Annotated in this window: 16 protein-coding genes; 2 read left to right on the top strand and 14 right to left on the bottom strand. The window is 65.4% G+C overall.

The window, feature by feature from the left end; genetic code table 11:
* Positions 1-1,899, bottom strand: a complete 1,899-nt coding sequence (locus tag G5S42_RS28530) for a DUF3857 domain-containing transglutaminase family protein (RefSeq protein WP_176109795.1) — start codon at positions 1,897-1,899, stop codon at positions 1-3.
* A gap of 334 nt (positions 1,900-2,233) precedes the next feature.
* Here G5S42_RS28530 and G5S42_RS28525 point away from each other — a divergent pair, with 334 nt between their 5' ends.
* On the top strand, positions 2,234-2,947 hold the full coding sequence (locus G5S42_RS28525) for a PepSY-associated TM helix domain-containing protein (protein ID WP_176109794.1): 714 nt from the start codon (positions 2,234-2,236) through the stop codon (positions 2,945-2,947).
* A 51-nt stretch (positions 2,948-2,998) separates the two neighbouring features.
* Here the strand turns inward: G5S42_RS28525 and G5S42_RS28520 are convergent, their stop codons facing one another.
* The 11 genes from G5S42_RS28520 to G5S42_RS28470 all read right to left on the bottom strand — a co-directional run bounded on the left by G5S42_RS28520 (position 2,999) and on the right by G5S42_RS28470 (position 15,505).
* A complete protein-coding gene (locus G5S42_RS28520) occupies positions 2,999-4,021 on the bottom strand; it encodes an XdhC family protein (RefSeq protein ID WP_176109793.1) in 1,023 nt (340 codons plus the stop codon).
* Positions 3,994-4,608, bottom strand: coding sequence for an SRPBCC family protein (locus G5S42_RS28515; RefSeq protein WP_176109792.1), 615 nt, complete (start codon positions 4,606-4,608; stop codon positions 3,994-3,996). Before G5S42_RS28515 ends, G5S42_RS28520 begins: the two co-directional genes overlap by 28 nt.
* Positions 4,599-5,864 (bottom strand): vWA domain-containing protein, encoded by a 1,266-nt coding sequence (locus tag G5S42_RS28510; RefSeq protein ID WP_176109791.1) that lies wholly within the window; start codon positions 5,862-5,864, stop codon positions 4,599-4,601. The genes G5S42_RS28515 and G5S42_RS28510 overlap by 10 nt, the downstream gene beginning before the upstream one ends.
* Positions 5,865-5,875: 11 nt before the next feature.
* Positions 5,876-6,757 (bottom strand): AAA family ATPase, encoded by an 882-nt coding sequence (locus tag G5S42_RS28505; protein ID WP_176109790.1) that lies wholly within the window; start codon positions 6,755-6,757, stop codon positions 5,876-5,878.
* A 168-nt stretch (positions 6,758-6,925) separates the two neighbouring features.
* Positions 6,926-7,723, bottom strand: coding sequence for an FAD binding domain-containing protein (locus tag G5S42_RS28500; protein ID WP_176109789.1), 798 nt, complete (start codon positions 7,721-7,723; stop codon positions 6,926-6,928).
* Between the two features lie 28 nt (positions 7,724-7,751).
* Positions 7,752-10,133: a xanthine dehydrogenase family protein molybdopterin-binding subunit gene (locus G5S42_RS28495; protein ID WP_176109788.1), complete on the bottom strand. Its 2,382-nt coding sequence runs from the start codon at positions 10,131-10,133 to the stop codon at positions 7,752-7,754.
* A 10-nt stretch (positions 10,134-10,143) separates the two neighbouring features.
* Entirely contained in the window at positions 10,144-10,665 is a 522-nt protein-coding gene (locus G5S42_RS28490; protein ID WP_176109787.1) for a (2Fe-2S)-binding protein, read from the bottom strand.
* A gap of 415 nt (positions 10,666-11,080) precedes the next feature.
* Positions 11,081-12,472 (bottom strand): branched-chain amino acid transporter BcaP, encoded by a 1,392-nt coding sequence (bcaP, locus tag G5S42_RS28485; protein WP_176109786.1) that lies wholly within the window; start codon positions 12,470-12,472, stop codon positions 11,081-11,083.
* Positions 12,473-12,777: 305 nt separating this feature from the next.
* Positions 12,778-13,434 (bottom strand): response regulator transcription factor RqpR, encoded by a 657-nt coding sequence (rqpR, locus tag G5S42_RS28480; RefSeq protein WP_176109785.1) that lies wholly within the window; start codon positions 13,432-13,434, stop codon positions 12,778-12,780.
* A gap of 10 nt (positions 13,435-13,444) precedes the next feature.
* Complete coding sequence (locus G5S42_RS28475; protein WP_176109784.1) at positions 13,445-14,332, bottom strand: sensor histidine kinase; 888 nt, start codon at positions 14,330-14,332, stop codon at positions 13,445-13,447.
* 402 nt (positions 14,333-14,734) lie between these two features.
* Entirely contained in the window at positions 14,735-15,505 is a 771-nt protein-coding gene (locus G5S42_RS28470) for a ferredoxin--NADP reductase (protein ID WP_018436901.1), read from the bottom strand.
* Positions 15,506-16,084: 579 nt separating this feature from the next.
* Between G5S42_RS28470 and G5S42_RS28465 the strand changes: the two genes are divergently transcribed.
* Positions 16,085-17,221 (top strand): NHL repeat-containing protein, encoded by a 1,137-nt coding sequence (locus G5S42_RS28465; RefSeq protein WP_246392089.1) that lies wholly within the window; start codon positions 16,085-16,087, stop codon positions 17,219-17,221.
* A gap of 187 nt (positions 17,222-17,408) precedes the next feature.
* Here the strand turns inward: G5S42_RS28465 and G5S42_RS28460 are convergent, their stop codons facing one another.
* On the bottom strand, positions 17,409-18,365 hold the full coding sequence (locus tag G5S42_RS28460) for an ABC transporter permease (protein WP_176109783.1): 957 nt from the start codon (positions 18,363-18,365) through the stop codon (positions 17,409-17,411).
* Positions 18,366-18,387: 22 nt separating this feature from the next.
* Entirely contained in the window at positions 18,388-19,368 is a 981-nt protein-coding gene (locus G5S42_RS28455; protein ID WP_176110660.1) for an ABC transporter permease, read from the bottom strand.
* Positions 19,369-19,392 lie beyond the last annotated feature (24 nt).

Here is a 19,392-nt window from a genome sequence, read left to right as displayed (position 1 = left end):
TCAAGGCGCCTGCGACGCCACGTTCGACGACTCCACCAGCGTCGATCTGACGATCACCTCCGCGCGCACGTCCCGTCCGATCGCTTCGATCGCGGGACGCATGCGCGTGAAATCATCGGGCGTGCACACGTCGCTGTCGAAATGGGTGGCGCCGTCGCGCGTCATCGTGACCACGTTGCTGAGCGGATCGAACGTGTACTCCGACGTGAAATCGACGAAGCGGTCCTGCGTGCGTTGCGCCTCCGGCATGTCGAGCACGCGGAAGTTGGCCGGCAGTTCGATGCGCGCGCGTTCGTGGATCGCGAGGTTGTGGCACACGAACGGCTGCGTGCGCTTGCGTTCGCCGAGCCAGTAGCGCGTATCGGCCTCAACGCCGCCGCCGAGGCTCGTCAAGGCCGGGATCGATGCGGTCATGCCGGTCACCACGAGACTTTCCAGCGTCCCCTTCATCGTCAGCGTGAGCGGGCCGTCGACCGCGCTGAGGTCGCTCGTCGTCAGCGTCGCGGTGCCGCGCAGATTCGCGTTGCGCAACTCGGCCTGAATCGATTCCTCTCGTTGCCCGGGCGTCTGCGTGCGTAGCCGCGCGCGGGCCTGCTCGGCATACGGTCCGGCATCCTGCAGCCGATACGTGAAGCTCGCCGAGCCGTCCGGTTCGATCTTGATCGCGAGATCGGTGCTGCGCGACATCTGCGCGGTGGCCGGTGTTTGCGCTAGCACGCCGTCGTCGATCAACACGGTGGGACGGTTCATGTCGGATGAAGGCAGAAAACCGAACTCGACGTTCGACGCGGTCGAATCCGCGTACGTCTGCAAATCGGGCAGCCACGTGATCGCATGATTGATGACGCCGTAGCCGGGCACGCTCGGCAGCGTGTAGATGGTGCCGCTGCTGATCAGCGCCGGCTCGTTGCGCACGCCGACCGCGTCGAGCAGCGCGCCGTAGAGCGCGACGTGGTCCTTGCAATCGCCATAGCGGTTCGCGAGGATCGCGCTCGCGCTGTGCGGCACGACGGAGCCTCGCCCGACGTAGATCGCGACATAGCGGATATTGCGGCGAACCCAGTCGTACAGCGTTTTGGCTTTGTCGCGCGGGGTGTGATCGTGCGCGGTCAACTGCTGCGCGAGCTGGGTGATCGCGGCGTCGTGCGTACCCGGGTCGGCCGCGGCGCTCCGATAGGACGCGGCGAACGCGGCATAGCTCGGAAACGTCGACACCATCAGCCGATCCCCGTACGACACGTACGCGATCGAGCCGCGTTCGAGCCGGTCGAAATGCGCCTTGTCGTAGCGGAATTCGTAGCGCGTGCGGCCGTCGCGCGTGATGGGCGTCACCGCGCTGAAGCCGCGCGCGTCCGCGTACAACGGCTTGTCGGCGGGCAGGTCGTAGATCAGGCGGAAGTTGCGGGTCGGCGCGAGGTCGGGCGGCGTGAAGTCGCTGAATTCCCCAGGCACGATCGGCTGCCGCTGCGTCTTGCGGTACGTCAGATGCACGCGAGCGCCGGGTTCGACCGCGGGGAACACTATCACCTTTTCCTGGATGTCCTGGAACATCGGCGCGTCGAACGAACGGACTTCCTGCACGTCGCGGATCTGCTCGGGCGCTACCTCGTGACGTTTACCATCGGCGGTGACTGTATAGGCCTCGAGGATCTGCACGTCGGCCATGTTGCGGTTGAACCAGACGTATTGCTGCGCGACCCGCTCGACACCGGCTTCGTTGTTCACGCGCAGCGTCATCGAATCGAGCTTCGCATACGAGCCGTCCGCGCTGATGGTGAAGGTCTGCGTCTCGCCTTCGTTGGTGTACGGGTCGTCCAGTTTGACCGGCACGCTCGCGCTCGCGGCATGAATGCCGGCCAGCCAGCTGGCGGTGGCAAGGACCACGAGGCAGAGTCGCATGACGGCAGGTGTCCCCGGACGATAACGTTGACGGCATCGCCAGCTAGCGTCGTTTCACGCCGCGCGGATGTCAAGCGGCTGGCGCGCATCTGGAAGCGACTCGAAGATTGCCGGGCGGGTATGCACCGCGCACCCACAGCGTCCCGACATTGAGCAAAACACTTAATTGTGTAATGATAATGCTTCTCAATTGAAAGGCATCGCAAGCTTTTTGTCACGCGTCTCCTCCTCTGTGACCGCCAGCCAGCCCTTCACGCGATCGCCCGAATCACAAGCCGGCCGATCCGCCTCTTCTCACTCAAATTCTTCTTGCCGCTCTAGCCTGGAGTCCGTTTTGAACGCGCCTGAATCGATCGATTTGAAACCTACCGTCGCCGCGCCGGGCGTCCCCGCGCCGGGCGCCGCCGCGCAGCAGGCGCCGGGGCGGCAGCGTTCGCGTCGTGCGACCTTCATCAAGTGGCTGCGCAATGTGCATGGCTGGATCGGCTTGTGGGGCGCGGTGCTCGGGCTGATGTTCGGCGTGACCGGCTTTCTGCTCAATCATCGCGCCGGTCCGCTGAAAATTTCCACGGGCGCGCCGCAGGTCGAGGAAATGCAGATCGCGGTGCCTGAGAAACCGCTGCACTCGCCGGGGGAGATGGCGAAGTGGCTGCAACGCGAACTGAAGATCGACGGCAAGCCCGGACGCGCGAAGCGCGAGCCCGCCCATCCGGTCGCGTGGGGCGATCACAGCACGATTCAGCCTGAGCAATGGCAGGTCGGCATCATGGGCCCGGGGCAGAGCGTGCAGGCCGAGTACTGGGTCGGCAATGGCTTCGTGACGGTGAAGCACACGCGCAACTCGTTTTTCGCGACGCTGAGCAATCTGCACAAGGGCGTGGGTCTCAGCGTCGGGTGGGTGCTGTTGATCGACACGATCGCGGGCAGCCTGATTCTGCTGTCGCTGACCGGCGTGCTGCTGTGGACCGAATTGAATAAACGCCGCGTGGTGGGCGTGGTACTGGTGAGCGGATCAGTGATCGCGGCGGTGCTTTGCGGCTTGATGTAAGCGCGGAAGGCACGCCCGGTGCCCTCCGTCTGGTTTGTTGAACGCGGCAGGCTACGCTTTGCAAGCGGCGCCACCCGACGCCGCAATTTCCCGTGCAGCCTTTGCGCCTTCGACCTGCAATAGCGTCGGCAGCGACACGCCATTCTTGGCCGCCGTCACCTCCGCGAGAATCGACACGGCGATCTCAGGCGGCGTCCTGCTGCCGATATAAATGCCGACTGGCCCATGCAAACGGGCCAGTTCGGCTTCGTTCAAATCGAACTCCTTCAAACGTTCGCGTCGCGCGTGATTGTTCCGGCGCGAGCCGAGCGCGCCGACATAAAACGCCGGCGTCTTTAATGCTTCCATCAGCGCGAGATCGTCGAGCTTCGGATCGTGCGTGAGCGCGATCACCGCGCAGCGCTCGTCGAGCTTCATGTCGATCACGGTATCGTCCGGCATCGTGCGGACGATCTTCGTGCCCGGCACGTCCCATTCCTCGGTGTATTCCTCGCGCGGATCGCAGACCGTCACCTGATAATCGAGCCCCACCGCGATGTGGCACAGGTAGCGCGACAACTGCCCGGCGCCGATCACGAGCATCCGGTAGCGCGGGCCGTGGATCGTCAGCAGACGCTCGCCGTCGAAATGCACGCCGTCGGTCGCCTGCGCGTTGTCGAGCCGCACCGCGCCCGTCGCCATGTCGAGTTCACGCGCGACGAGCCGGCCGCTCTCCACCGCGTGACACAACTCGGCGATGCCGCTTTGCCGCGTCAACGGTTCGAGCACGAGCTGGATCGTGCCGCCGCACGGCAGCCCGAAGCGATGCGCTTCCTCGGCCGTGATCCCGTATTTCACCGCTTCCGGATGCGTCTGCTCGATGCCCTGTTGCCGTACGCGGTCGATCAGATCGTCTTCGATGCAGCCGCCCGACACCGAGCCCACCACGAGGCCGTCGTCGCGCACCGCGAGCATCGCGCCCTCGGGACGCGGCGACGAGCCCCACGTCTTCACGACCGTCACGAGGAGCGCGCGATGTCCGTCGTCCAGCCAGCGGGCGCTAGTCTTCAGAACTTCGAGATCCACGCTGTCCATGATTTTTTCCCTTTCTTTGCTTCGCCGCCGGACTCGCCGTCCGCGGCCTCTTTCGATTCCGTTTGCTCAGACGCTGACGCGGCTTCGGCTTCGGTTTCGGTCTCCACCGAGGCGTCACCGTCCGCAGCTTCATCAGCGCTATTCTCACCCGAGAGCTGGGCACTCAAGCGCTTGAAAAACTCCCCGGCAATCTTGCGCGCCGCGCCGTCGACGAGCCGCGAGCCGATCTGCGCGAGCTTGCCGCCGACCTGCGCGTTGGCGGTGTAGGAGAGCTTCGTCGCGGCATCGCCGTCGGCTTCGAGCGTGACCTGCGTATTGCCCTTCGCGAAGCCGGCCGCTCCGCCCTGGCCTTCGAACACGATCGTGTAGGCGTTCGGCGCGTCGATGTCGGTCAGTTGCATGCGCCCCTTGAAGCGCGCCTTGACCGGGCCGACCGCCGCGCTCAGCGTGACCAGGTACGCGTTTTCGCCGTCCGGGTCGATGCTTTCGCAGCCGGGGATGCAAGCGCGCAGAATCTCGGTGTCGTTCAACGCGTCCCACGTTTGCTGCTGCGCGACCGGCAGCGTATGAGTTTCGCTCAATTCCATGACGTTGCTCCTGCGAGTGTCGTCGCGGCGACGGCGTGGCGAGGTGTGCGCGTCAATTGCGCGAGGTCGCGGCCGAACGCTGCGAGACTGTCTAGATTATGAACCGGACGATGCGCGTCGACATACGGCAGGATCGCCTGCACGCCGCGCGCCTTCGGAGTGAAGCCGCTGAACCGCAGCAGCGGATTGAGCCACACGATGCGATGCGCGAAACGTGCGAGGCGCGCTATTTCGGTATCGAGCACGTCGATCGCTTCGTGATCGAGACCGTCGGTGACGAGCAGCACCGTTGCGCGACCTGTGAGCACGCGGCGCGCCCAGCGTCGGTTGAATTCGGCGAGCGCCGCGCCGATGCGCGTGCCGCCCGACCAGTCGACCACCTGATCGCTGAGCGTCGCGATCGCGACGTCGGGATCGCGTTCGCGCAATGCGCGCGTCGCGTTCGTGAGCCGCGTGCCGAACAGAAACACCTGCAGACGTTCGCGCGACTGCAACAACGCGTGGCAGAAGTACAGCACCGCGCGCGAGTAGTTGCTCATCGAGCCGGAAATGTCGAGCAGCAGCACGAGCGGCGGCTTGCGCTCGACCCTCGCGCGATACTTCCACACGGTCCAGTCGCCACCGGCGCGCACCGCGTGCCGCGCGCTCGCGCGCAGGTCCGCGTGCGTGCCGTGCGATGCCGCCTTCAGGCGCCGCGTCGGTTCGGTGGCGAGCGGCAGCCGCTGGCCGCGGATCAGATGACGCAGCGTGCGCCATTCGTCGGCGCTCAGCGTGTCGAAATCGCGATGACGCAGCCGCTCTTCCGCGCTGAACGTCAACTGGGCATGCAACTCATGCTGCTCGGTTTCTTGCGGCGCATTCAGAGGCGGCGACGGCGGCATGCGTACCGCGAGCGCATCGGCGAGACGGTTGTTGCGCTTTGGCGGCGGCAGGCCGTCGCGCACTTTCGGCAGCAGCAGGGCGCGCAGCTTGCCCTCCCAGTCGGGGTCGCGCCAGAAAAGATCGAATGCGGCATTGAAGAGCTCGCGTTCGTCGGGCGCGGTGACGAGCAGCGCGGCAAGCGCGGCGCGCACGTCGTCGCGGCGGCCGAGATCGATCCACTGCAACGCGGCGAGCGCGTCGACGGCCTGTGCGGGCGACATCGGCAAACCGGCGCCGCGCAGCACGCGCACGAAATGAACGACGTTGCGCGCGAGCATGGGCGCGGACTGCTGCTTTTCGCCGTCGTGTCTGCGTATGCCGATGTCGTTCGTCATGCCGACGACCCTCACCCGGCCAGACACTGCGCGATCTGCGCGGCATCCACGCGCGCGAGATCGTCCTGATACTTGAGCAGCACGCCGAGCGTGTTCTGCACCGATTGCGGATCGAGCTCGGTGACCGACAGCGCTTCGAGCGCGCGGCACCAGTCGATCGTTTCGGCGATGCCAGGCGCCTTGAACAGATCCATGCCGCGCAGCCGATGCACGAAGTCGACCGCGCGCCGCTGCAATTGCGCCGACGTTTGCGGCGCGCGCGCGGCGACGATCTCGAGTTCGCGCTCGCGATCCGGATAGCCGATCCATTGATACAGACAGCGGCGCTTCAACGCATCATGCACTTCGCGCGTGCGGTTCGACGTCATGATGACGAGCGGCGGCTGTGCGGCGCGCACGGTGCCGTATTCGGGAATCGATACCTGGAAATCCGAAAGCAGTTCGAGCAGGAAGGCCTCGAACGGTTCGTCGGCGCGGTCGATTTCGTCGATCAGCAGCACGCGTCGCGCGCCGGGATGGTTTTCGTCGGGCATCAGTGCCTGTAGAAGCGGACGCTTCAGCAGGAATTCGCCGCGATACAGCGTGTCGTTGTCGGGGCGCTCGCCGCTCGCTTCGGCGAGCCGCAGCGCCATGATCTGGCGCGGGTAGTCCCACTCATAAAGCGCGCTCGCGGTGTCGAGTCCTTCATAGCATTGCAGCCGCAGCAGCGTGGTGCCGAGCATGCCGGCCGCCGCTTTCGCGAGCTCGGTCTTGCCGACACCCGGCTCGCCTTCGACGAACAGCGGCCGCTCCATGCGCAGCGCGAGATACAGCGCGGTCGCCAGTTCGCGGCTCGCGAAATAGCCTTGGGCGGCGAGTTGGGCGAGGGTGTCGTCGATCGAAGCCGGCTGCATGGTGGTCCTGAATCTGCGCGACAGGCCATGACAAGGCGCGGCGCGAGTGAAGAACGCAATGGGCGCGAGCTCGGCGTTGAACGCAGGCGCCTGCTCGCGAAAGGAACGAAGCCGGCTTGCGCGCGCCAGGATGTTCGCGCGGCAAGCCGGGCCGCCTAGCGAGTATCGCTAGGCATTTGCCTTCGTGACCGCGCGCGCGGCGAGCAGCGGAATCAGATGCGCGCGATACGCGGCGCTCGCGTGCATGTCGTCGTTCAGCTCGCCGGGCGACACGCTGACCGCGCGTGCCGCCTCGGGCGTGAAGTTCGCCGACAGCGCGCTTTCGAGCTCGGGCACGCGAAATACCGACGACGCCGCACCCGTCACCGCAACCCGCACAGCGCCTGCAGACTTCGCGACGAACACGCCGACCAGCGCGAAGTGCGAGGCCGGATTGCGGAATTTCTCGTACGCGGCGCGCTCGGGCACCGGAAACTCGACGGCGACGATCAACTCGTCGGGTTCGAGCGCGGTCTCGTACATGCCGACGAAGAAATCGCTCGAGGCGATGCGCCGCCGGTCCGTGACGATCGTCGCGTCGAGCCCCATCGCGGCGGCCGGGTAGCACGCGGCCGGATCGTTGTTCGCGAGCGAGCCGCCAATCGTGCCGAGCGCGCGCACCTGGCGATCGCCGATATTCGAAGCCAGCTCCGCTAGCGCGGGCAACACGCGCCGCACGTCCGCATGCCCGGCGACGCCGGCATGACAAACGGCCGCGCCGATCGTCACCTTGTTGGCGTCGACGCTGATCGTCTTGAGCGCGGGAATGCGCGTCACGTCGATCAGTTGCGACGGCTGCGCAAGACGCAGGCGCATCGTCGGCAGAAGGCTCTGGCCGCCGGCGAGAAACTTCGCTTCCGGGTCGGCGGTGAGGGCTGCGGCGGCCGCTTGCGGATCCGTCGCGCGTTGATACTCGAATGAATACATGTCGAATGCTCCGCTCAGGATCGTTGGGTCAGGCCTGCTTCGCCGCTTGAATCGCGGACCACACGCGATGCGGCGTGGCTGGCATCTGCAGATTGGTCACGCCAAGGGGGGCGAGCGCGTCGATGATCGCGTTGATCACGGCCGGCGGTGAACCGATCGCGCCCGCTTCGCCGCAGCCTTTGACGCCGAGCGGGTTGTGCGTGCACGGCGTGCCCTTCGAGGTCTCGACCGTGAAGTCGGGCAGATCGGACGCATGCGGCATCGCGTAGTCCATGTACGAGCCGGACAGCAGCTGGCCGCTGTCGTTGTCGTACACGCAGCGCTCGAGCATCGCCTGGCCGATGCCTTGCCCGAGCCCGCCATGCACCTGGCCTTCGACGATCATCGGATTGATCACGTTGCCGAAATCGTCGACCGCGGTGAACTTCTGGATGCGGCTCTCGCCGGTGTCCGGATCGACTTCGATCTCGCAGATGTACGCGCCCGACGGATACGTGAAGTTGGTCGGGTCATAGAACGCGCTTTCTTCGAGGCCCGGTTCGAGCACATCGAGCGGATAGTTGTGCGGCACGTAGGCTGCGAGTGAAATTTCCGCGAACGCCTTCGTGCGGTCGGTACCCGCGACGCGAAACACGCCGTTCCTGAACTCGATGTCTTCAGCCGACGCTTCGAGCAGATGCGCGGCGATTTTCTTCGCCTTTGCCTCGATCTTGTCGAGCGCCTTCGAGATTGCCGAGCCGCCGACCGCGATCGAACGCGAGCCATACGTGCCCATGCCGAACGCGATGCGGCCGGTGTCGCCGTGCACGATCTCGACGCTGTCGAGCGGAATGCCGAGGCGGTCGGCGACCACTTGCGCGAAGGTCGTCTCGTGGCCTTGGCCGTGGCTATGCGAACCCGTGAACACGGTGACCGAACCGGTCGGGTGCACGCGAATCTGGCCGACTTCGAACAGTCCCGCGCGCGCGCCTAGCGCGCCCGCGATGTTCGACGGCGCGAGACCGCATGCCTCGATGTAGCACGAGTAGCCGAGGCCGCGGCGCTTGCCGTTCTTTTCCGATTCCTGCCGGCGCGCGGGGAAACCTTCGACATCCGCGAGCGTCAGCGCGCGCGACAGGATCGCGTTGTAGTCGCCGGTGTCGTAGGTGAGGCCGACCGGCGTCGCGTACGGGAACTGCGTGATGAAGTTGCGGCGGCGAATTTCCGCGGGGTCGAGCTTCATCTCGCGCGCCGCAGCTTCGACCAGACGCTCGACGACGAACGTCGCTTCCGGCCGGCCCGCGCCGCGATACGCATCGACCGGAACGGTGTTGGTGAAGACCGCCTTCACTTCCGCGTAGATCGCGGGCGTCGCGTATTGGCCGGCGAGCAGCGTCGCGTACAGGATCGTCGGCACGCTCGACGCGAACGTCGACAGATAGGCGCCCATGTTGGCGATCGTATGCACGCGCATCGCGAGGAACTTGCCGTCGGCGTCCAACGCCAGCTCGGCCTTGGTCACGTGATCGCGGCCGTGCGCGTCGGAAAGGAACGCCTCGGAGCGCTCGGCCGTCCATTTGACCGGCCGGCCGAGCTTCTTCGATGCCCACGTGAGCGCGACGTCTTCCGCGTACAGGAAGATCTTCGAGCCGAAGCCGCCGCCGACGTCCGGCGCGATCACGCGCAGCTTCGATTCCGGCAGCGACAGCACGAACGCGGCCATCAGCAGCCGCTCGACGTGCGGATTCTGATTCGCCACATACAACGTGTAGCTATCGTCCTGCGCCGAATAGCTCGCGTTGACCGCGCGCGGTTCGATCGCGTTCGGCACGAGCCGGTTGTTGACGATGTCGAGCGTGGTCACGTGCGCGGCTTTCGCGAACGCGGCGTCGGTCGCGGCCTTGTCGCCGTGACCCCAGTTGTAGCAGACGTTGTCGGGCACTTCGTCGTGCACCGCTGCCTGACCCGGGTCGGCCGCATGCGCGGTATCGACGACGGCCGGCAGTTCTTCGTAATCGACCTCGATCAGTTCAGCTGCATCTTTGGCGGCCTTGATCGATTCGGCGATCACGAGCGCGATCTGGTCGCCCACATGCCGCGCCTTCGTATGCGCGATCACCGGATGCGGCGGCTCGTTCATCGGCTTGCCGTCGGTGCTGTGGATCAGCCAGCCGCACGGCAGTCCGCCGACCTTCTCCGCCGCCAGGTCCGCGCCGGTGAAGATTGCGACCACGCCCGGCGACTGTTTGGCCGCGCTCGTGTCGATGCTGTTGATCTTCGCGTGCGCGTGCGGCGAGCGCAGGAACACCGCGTAGGTTTGCTGCGGCAGCACGATGTCGTCGGTGTACTGGCCTTTGCCGGTCAGGAAGCGATAGTCTTCTTTGCGTTCGACGGCGGCGCCGATCAGGCTCTGGGTATCGGGTGCGTTCATCGTCGGCTCCTCAGGCGGTTGCGCCGGCGGCATTCGCGCCGGCAGTTGCGCTCGATGCGGCGGACGCCTTCATACCCGCGGCGCCTTCGAGCACGGCCTTGACGATGTTGTGATAACCGGTACAGCGGCACAGATTGCCGTCGAGCTGTTCGCGCACTTCGTCGCCGGTCAGATCGGGTTGACGCTGCACCAGCGACACCGCGCTCATCACCATGCCCGGCGTGCAGAAGCCGCATTGCAAACCGTGGCAGTGCTTGAACGCGGCCTGCATCGGATGCAGCGCGCCATTGCGCGCGAGCCCTTCGATGGTCGTGACTTCGGCGCCATCGGCTTGCGCGGCGAGGATGTTGCAGGATTTGATCGCGCGGCCGTTCAGATGCACCGTGCAGGCGCCGCATTGCGCGGTATCGCAGCCGACGTGGGTGCCGGTCAGACGGAGTTGATCGCGCAGGAACTGGACAAGCAGGGTGCCAGGGTCGACTGAGGCGCTCACGGGTGCGCCATTGACCGTCAGACTGATGCTGATCGCCATGAAGCTGTCTCCTATATTGATCGGAGCGAGCGCTTCGGCGTATCGATCCCCGCCTCCACGCTGACCACGATCCCATGCAAGATAGTTGCTGTGGGTGAGACCGGACCTGTGATTGTTGTTGCCCCTGCTTTTGCTTCGACTGCGTGTGACTGCGATTCGCGAGGTCCGATGAGGGTGCTGCGGGTTTTACAAGTCTGCCGAAAAGTAAAGCACAAATCGCGCGGACGCGCTATGAGGGGAAGTGTGTCGGCGCGCGCGAGCGCACCAACAGAAGACGGCGGCCACGGAACGGGACGCCGCAAAGACGAGCGCCCCGTCTGCAGGGCATGACGGGGCGCTTCGATAAATCAGCGGAAAGCGAGGCCGCGCTCGCGAGCATTCAGCTCATTGGCGTGGCCTCGTTGAAAACGGCGCCTTACTTTGCCAGTTTCGAATGACGGCGCGAGTAGCCGAAATAGACGATCATGCCGATCGCGAGCCAGATCAGAAACGCACCCCACGTGATGCCTTGCAGATTCAGCATCAGGAACAGGCACGATGCGACCGCGAGCACCGGCACGACCGGCACGCCCGGGCAACGGAACGCGCGCGGCAGCTCGGGGTGCGTCTTGCGCAGCACGAGCACCGCGATCGACACCATCGAGAATGCCGCGAGCGTGCCGATATTGATCAGTTCAGCCAACACATTGAGCGGCACCAGCGCGCCGATCAGGCCGAAGAAGATACCGACGAGCCACGTCGTGAAGAACGGCGTCGCGAAGCGCGGATGCACTTTCGACAGCTTCGCGGGCAGCAGCCCGTCGCGCGACATCGCGAAGATCACGCGCGTCTGACCGTAGGCCATCACGAGAATCACGGTCAGCATGCCGAGCACGGCGCCGAGGTCGATGAAGCCCGCGACCCAGTTTTGCCCCGCGAGCTGCAGCGCGTACGACACCGGGTGCGAAATGCCCATGAACTTCTCGGACGGCACGATGCCGGTGACGACCGCAGCCACGGCCACATACAGCACCGCGCACACGCCTAGCGACGCGATGATGCCGATCGGCAGATCCCGCTTCGGATTCTTCACCTCTTCCGCCGCCGACGACACCGAGTCGAAGCCGATGAACGCGAAGAACATCACCGCGGCCGCGCCGAACACGCCGCTCCAGCCGTGCGGCATGAACGGGTGCCAGTTGGCCGGCGTGACGTGGAACACGCCGACGCCGATCACGAGCAGCACGACCACGACCTTGATCGCCACCATGATGTTGTTGATCCGCGCGGATTCGCGCACACCGACCGACAGCAGCGTGGTGATCGCCATCATCACGAGGAAGGCGGGCAGGTTGAACAGCGTTTCGTGTCCGGGGACGGCGCCGGGGGCCGCGGTCAGCGCCATCGGCAGCGACACGCCGAAGCCCGACAGCAGCGACTGCAGATAGCCTGACCAGCCGACCGACACCGCCGAGGTCGCGAGCCCGTATTCGAGCATCAGGTCCCAGCCGATGATCCACGCGGCCAGCTCGCCGAGCGTCGCGTACGAGTACGTGTAGATCGAACCGGCGACCGGAATTGTCGACGCGAATTCGGCATAGGCGAGGGCGGCGAAGCCGCAGGCGATGGCCGCGATCACGAACGAGATCATCAGCGCGGGGCCGGCCTGCAAGGCGCCCGTGCCGGTGAGCACGAAGATGCCGGTGCCGATGATGGCGCCGACGCCGAGGAAAGTCAGGTCGAGCGCGCCGAGCGCCTTTTTCAGGCCGGCGGTCTGAGCGCTTGCCGCAAGCATGTGCTCGACGCTCTTTTTGCGAAACAGGGACATTGGCGTGGGTCTCCAGTGGTGCACGCGTGTTGCGCGCCGAATGTCGGGAAAACCCGCAATTCTAGCGGATGCGTGCCACCGGGCCGGTTCAAAACGGCGCTTCGTGGACCAGGGCGATGGGGCGGAGACTCCCGCCAGGAGGGGGCCTCGGGGTGGTCTTGCGGTGCCGCAAGCGGGGCGGCCGTCAAGCTTTTACTGAATAGGCGATCGATGGGGACGGAATTTCTTCGTTTGCGCGGACGCCACGATCGGCTCGGGCCGACTGCGGCACAACGCCGCAGTCATGGGCTATGGCGTCTGCTGGCCTAGCCGGCCATCGCTGGATTCAGATCGACGAGGCGGTTGCTCATCACATAGAACGTGAGCTCGGCGTTGTTGCGCAGCTTCATCTTGTCGAGCAGCCGCGTGCGGTACACGCTGACCGTCTTCACCGACAGCGACAGTGTGGCCGCGATATCGGTGAGCCGTTTGCCCGACGCGAGCATGCACAGCGTCTGGTACTCGCGATCGGACAGCTTTTCGTGCGGCAACTGCTCGCCGTCGAACGACACGTAGTCGGCGAGCGCCTCGGCCATCTCGGGGCTCACGTACTTGCGGCCCGCGGCGACTTGCTGGATCGCGCCGATCATCTGCGCGGCGTCGACCGTCTTCGACAGATAGCCGGACGCGCCGGCCTTGAGCGCGCGCACCGCGTACTGGTCCTCGCGGTACATCGAGAACATCAGCACCGCGACGCGTGGCGCCTTGCGCTTCAGGCGCTTGAGCACCTCGACGCCATTCATGTCGGGCAGCGAGATGTCGAGCAGCACGACGTCGAAGCTGTGATGAACGACCGAGTCGAGCGCTTCCGAGCCGCTTTGCGCCTCGGCGACCTCGCGCGCGACGCCGCGATCGAGCAGCAGCTGGCGAACGCCCTGGCGGACCACCGCGTGATCTTCGACGATCAGGATGCGCAGGCTCATGGTCGCGGGCTCACGATTGCAGCGCGCGCCGGGCGGCGCGCGGGGCGGGGGTGGTAGCCAGCACCGCGTGCCACGCGAAGCGGGCCTGGATCAAGGTGCCGCGCGGGGCGACGGCGCCGTTGCTGCCAGTGCCGCAATCCTCGCCGCAACTGACGCTTGCGCGCCTCGCGCCGACCCGCAACGTGCCGTCGAATGCGGCGCAGCGCGCCTGCATGCCGGCGAGGCCGAAATGGCCGGCTGGTTCTTTCTGGCCACCGCGTTCGCGCGCGCCGCGCGGCAGGCCGATGCCGTCGTCGCTGACGAGGAGCCTCAGATGACGCGCACCCGTTTCGATACGCACGTCGGCGCAGCTCGCGCGTGCGTGCTTCGCGACGTTGTTCAGCGCTTCCTGCGCGACGCGGAACACGGCGAGTGCGGCATCGGCGGGCAGGCGCGCGAGACGCGCGTCGTCGGCGCAGGTGACGGTGGTGCGCAAGCCGGTGCGAGAGGAAAAGTCGCGCACCCAGCACTTCAGCGCGCCGGCGAGGCCAGTCTCGAACGACGGCGCGTGCAGTTGCGCGATGGCCTCGCGGTTCGACGCGTGCACGGCGTCGAGCGAACGGTTCGCGACCGCGAGCGCGGCCGCGCATTGCGGCGGCGCGTCGGCGGGCAGCCAGGTTTCGATGCTGGCGAGCGCGAAGCGCGTCGCGGTCAGCTCGGCGCCGACGCCGTCGTGCAACTCGCGCGCGACGTGGCGACGTACGCTTTCCTGCGCGTCGACCAGTTCGGCCGACAGCTCGCGCACCCGCGCGCGCAGCCGCTCGATCTCGCGCGCGGCGTGCGACGGCATGTCGAAGCCATCACGCTGCGCGGCCGAGGCCAGGGCAGCGTTGAACGGGACGGCAGTCGACGTATCCATGAATTTCCCTCTCCAGGACGCGAAGTGGACAGCGAAGCGGGCGCGCGCAGACGGAATCAACGCCTGCGAATCACGAGGTTTCGCGTCGGACGAAACACGATGGCCCAACGTAACGAAATTTACATTCAGTAACAACTCGGCTTGACGATGTTCAGTGCATGAATTTGTCTGATCTCGCGGCGCGATGATATCCCAAAAAGATTAAAAAAGTAGTCGCACCAAGGCTTAGCGCATGGTTTGTAGAAATTACTTGATGTTTGTCATACGCCCGCCGTGTCAGAGGAATTCTGACAGCGAAGGTGATGTAACAGGGTCCAATTTGTAACGGAGCAACAAAAAAAGGAGCCCAGAGGCTCCTTTTTTGGAATTCGCGGTGCGTGGGCCGCGAGAGGGAATACCGGCTTAGCCGACGAAGGCCTTTTCGACCACGTAATGACCCGGCTCGTTGTTGCTGCCTTCCTTGAAACCGGCGTCTTCGAGCAGCTTGCGCGTGTCGCGCAGCATGTGCGGGCTGCCGCACAGCATGACGCGGTCGTTTTCGAGCGAGAAACCCGGCACGCCGAGGTCGGCGAACAGCTTTTCGGTTTCGATCAGCTCGGTGATGCGGCCGCGGTTCTGGAACGCTTCGCGCGTGACGGTCGGGTAGTACAGCAGCTTTTCCTGCACGAGCTCGCCGAGGTGTTCATGCGCCGGCAGGTGCTCGGTGATGTATTCCTTGTACGCGAGTTCGTCGACGAAACGGCAGGTGTGCGTGAGCACCACGCGCTCATAGCGGTCGTAAATGTCCGGATCTTTGATGATCGACATGAACGGCGCGAGGCCCGTGCCGGTGGACAGCAGCCACAACGTCTTGCCCGGCAGCAGGTTATCGGCCACCAGCGTGCCGACCGGCTTCTTGCCGATCAACACTTCGTCGCCGACCTTCAGATGCTGCAGACGCGAGGTGAGCGGACCGTCCTGCACCTTGATGCTGAGGAATTCGAGATGTTCTTCGTAGTTCGCACTGGCGAGGCTGTAGGCGCGCAGCAGCGGCTTGCCGTCGACCTGCAGGCCGACCATCGTGAACTGGCCGTTTTCGAAGCGGAACGACGGATCGCGCGTGCAGGTGAAGCTGAAAAGCGTATCGGTCCAGTGATGGACGCTCAGGACGGTTTGTGAATTCAGGTTGCTCATGGCTTCTTGGATAGTGCGAAAACAAAGGCGGCCAGTCGTCTGAGCCGGCCGGCACGGCAAGGGCGATGCTGCGCTGATCCGTGGTCGGGACTCCCGCGCAATCCAGCATTTTACCGTGCCCGCCGGGGCGGGGCCGCGGCGCGGCGGGCGAGCGTGGTAAAGCGGGTTGCCAAACCGGGAAGCGGCGGCGCCGGCTTGCTGGCGCCGCGAAGTACGTTGGCGTGAGAGCGGCCGTGCTTCAGCGGGGTACGGCGGTTCGGCGAACGCCGCGCAGGGCGGCTGCCATTGGCTGTCCGGCAGGCGTGAAAGCGACGCGCCGCGTGGGCAACAATTTCAAGATGATACCGAAACGCGGCGTGCGCTGCAGCATTGACCATGCTGATAAGGCTGGCAAATGGGGCGACTCGGGTTCGACTATCGGTTGCATGGCGCGATTTTTTGGGGAATACGCCTGACGTCACCTCGTTTACGCAGGACGCGAGTCGCGCGAAGCCAGGCGGTGCGGTGGCTGCGCGACTCGTCCTGGCGGCCGCGACCGCCCCTGCGAGTAGGAGGTGTCAAATGGAAACTTCTCGTGCGATGTCTGCATTCGGTTCATATACGGACTTCACCGGATTGGTGATACGGGCACGCGCATCGCGCCGCTTACGTCGTGCGGTGTGTCAGGCCGGTCTGCTGGTTTTATCGTTGGGGGCGGTCGGGGCCGAGGCGCAGGAGGTGATTTTGCCGCCGCAGTCCGTGACCTCGTCGACCGTTCCGGCCAACGGCGATGTGAATCCGTATGGCATGGCGTTCGTACCGTTCGGCGTGCCGTCCTGGAGCATGCTCAAACCCGGCGATGTGGTGGTGTCGAATTTCAATGCGAAGTCGAACCTGCAGGGAACCGGTACGACGATCGTCAAGCTCGTGCCCAATAGCAATCCGGTGACCTTCTTCCAGGGAAGCAATCTCGGTCTCACGACGGCGCTCGCGGTGCTCAGAAGTGGCTTCGTGCTGGTGGGCAATGTGCCGACTACGGATGGCAAGAACGTCGTCCCTCCGGGCTCGCTGCTCGTCATCAATCCGCAGGGCGGGCTCGTCACGGAACTGAAAGATAAGAAGCTGCTGGACGGCCCCTGGGATCTCACCGTGATCGACGGGGGGCAATTTGTCCGGGTCTTCGTCTCGGACGTGCTGAATGGGAAGGTCGCACGGATCGATCTTGCGATCGGGGAGAACGGCGTTCAGATGCTGCCCAGCTCGACCATCATCGCGTCAGGCTATCTGCACCGCACCGATCCGGCGGCGCTGGTGGTCGGCCCGACCGGACTGGCGTACGACCCATCGCATGACGTGCTCTACGTCGCCTCGACCGGTGACAACGCGGTGTTCGCCATCTACGGCGCCGCGGGCGCGAATCACGATGGCGGCGTCGGCCGGATGATTTACCAGGACAACAAGCACCTGCACGGTCCGCTTGCGCTGGCACTCGCACCCAACGGGCATCTCGTCACCGCAAACGGCGACGCGGTCAACCCCGACCCGAATCAGCCCAGCGAAATCGTCGAGTTCACCGTCGACGGACAGTTCGTCGCCCAATTGCAGGTCGATCCTGCGCCGGGCTCGGCGTTCGGCCTCGCCTTCGGCCTCGATAGCAAGCGCCACCTGCAGTTCACGGCGGTGGACGACGCCACCAATACCGCGACGGTCTGGACGTTGCGCACGAACAATCAATAAGGAAACCGAGGACGACGATCGGGGACGTCCTGACGCGTCGGGGACACGTCACGGTCACACGGTTTCACGGCGAGTCTATCGGTACACAGATATGGGTCGGGGGCGGCGATTGTAGCGGCAAGCCTCAGTCAAATAAGGAAAATCTGTCCGATGGTATTGTTGACGCCAACTCGCGGGTGCCGCTTGCTCAGGCCGCCGCCGCCCGCTTTTTTCCTCGCTGTTTCAGCACCCGCGCCTGCAGCACGATCACGAGTAGCAGGAACACGCCGCGAATCACCGATTGCCAGTACGCGGACAGACTGATGAAGCCGAGTCCGTTCTCGAAGTTCAGCAGATTGAACACGAGCCCGAGCAGCAGCACGCCGGCGATCGTCATCGCGACGAAACCTTCGCCGCCGGTCAGCAGCGTGCCACCGAGCACGACCGCCGAGATCGCGAACAGCTCCCAGCCGACGCCTTCGTTCGGCTGCCCCGCGCCGAACTGCGCGGCGAGGATCACGCCCGCCATGCCGGCGAGCAGCCCGCTGACCGCATAGGCCATCACCAGGGTGCGGTCCACGTTAAGCCCCATCAGCCGCGCGGCCTCCTCGCTGCCGCCGATCGCGAGCGAGTGCCGCCCGAAGCGCGTGCTGCGCAGCGCGAGCCAGCCGGCCACCGCGGCGACCAGCGCGACGAGTCCCGGGATCGGCAGTCCGAACAGGTCGCCCTGACCGAAGTTGCCGAAGTTCGAATCGGCCGCGATCGAGACCGCATCGTTCTTGCCCAGCAACAGCGCGACGCCGTGCGCGCCGAGGCTCGTCGCGAGCGTGACGATGAACGGCAGGATCTTGAGCCGCGTGATGATGATGCCGTTCAGCACGCCGACCGCGAGCCCGGCCGCGCAGCCCGCCAGCACCGCGACCCAGCCCCCGTAGACGCTCGTCAGCGCGGCGACCACGCTGGCGAGCGCCGCGACCGTGCCGACCGAAAGATCGATGCCGCCCGTGATGATCACGAAGGCCATGCCGATCGAGATCAGCGCGAACATCGAGTTGTAGCGCCAGAACGATGTGATGTTGTACGCCGAGCCGAAGTGGTCATAGCGCACGAGGCCAAAGACGACGAGCGCCGCGAGCGCAAGCAGGATGGGAAGATTCTTTTTCATCGCATCGAATCCGGAAAGGTTGTCAGCGCGAGCGCCGCTGCACGTAAACCGCCGCGACGATGATGCCGGCCTTCACGACGAGCGCGGCCGCATCGGGAATGCCGTGCGCGAGCAGCGTATAGCGCAGCAACTGGATGATCAGCGCGCCGATCAGCGTGCCGCCTATATACGCTTTGCCGCCCGTCAGCGCGGTGCCGCCGACCGCGACCGCCGCGATCGCATCGAGTTCGACGCCGAGCCCCACGACGTTCGCGTCCGACGAGGAATTCACCGAGATCGAGATCAGCCCCGCGAGGCCCGCGAGCGCCGCGCACAGCGTGTACGCGACCATCTTGACGGCAGCGGTCGGCACGCCGCTCAGATACGCGGCTTTCTCGTTGCCGCCGGTGATCAGCAGATACTGGCCGAACAGCGTCTTGCGCACGACCCACACGAATACGCCGACCAGCGCGAGCATCAGCAGCACCTGGAATGGCACGCCCGCGACCTTGCCGAGCGCGATCCACTGAAAGGCTGGCGTGTTGAACGCCTGTAGGCTGCCGTCGGTGACGACCTGCGCGATGCCACGTCCGGCGATGAACAGCACGAGCGTCGCGACGATCGGCTGCACCGATAATCGCGTGACGAGCAGGCCGTTGAACACGCCGCACAGGGCGGCCGCCAACACCGGCAGCACGAACGCGAGCGCGATGCCGAGCGGTCCCGCGATGTTGAGGAACAGCATCGGCGCGAGCGCGCCTGCAATCGCCATCGACGCGCCCACCGACAGATCGATGCCGCCCGTCGCCACGACCAGCGTCATGCCGATGCCGACGATCACGATGGTCACGACCTGCGTCATGTTCACGTTGAAGGTCTGCAGCGACCAGAAATGCGGCGTGAAGATCAGGTTGAACAGCACCATCGCGAGCAGCACGATCACTTCGCGCTGCATCGCGAGATGGCGCCACTTCTGCACGGTGCTCGCGGACCGAGCGGGCGGCGTGTCGGTCGATTGCATCATGGTTGTATCGGCGCCCGGCGCCTC

Origin of the sequence: Paraburkholderia youngii (assembly GCF_013366925.1) — a bacterium.
GTDB classification, from domain to species: Bacteria; Pseudomonadota; Gammaproteobacteria; order Burkholderiales; family Burkholderiaceae; genus Paraburkholderia; species Paraburkholderia youngii.
Note: the sequence above shows the minus strand (reverse complement) of the source record. Positions and strands in the feature narration are given on the sequence as shown.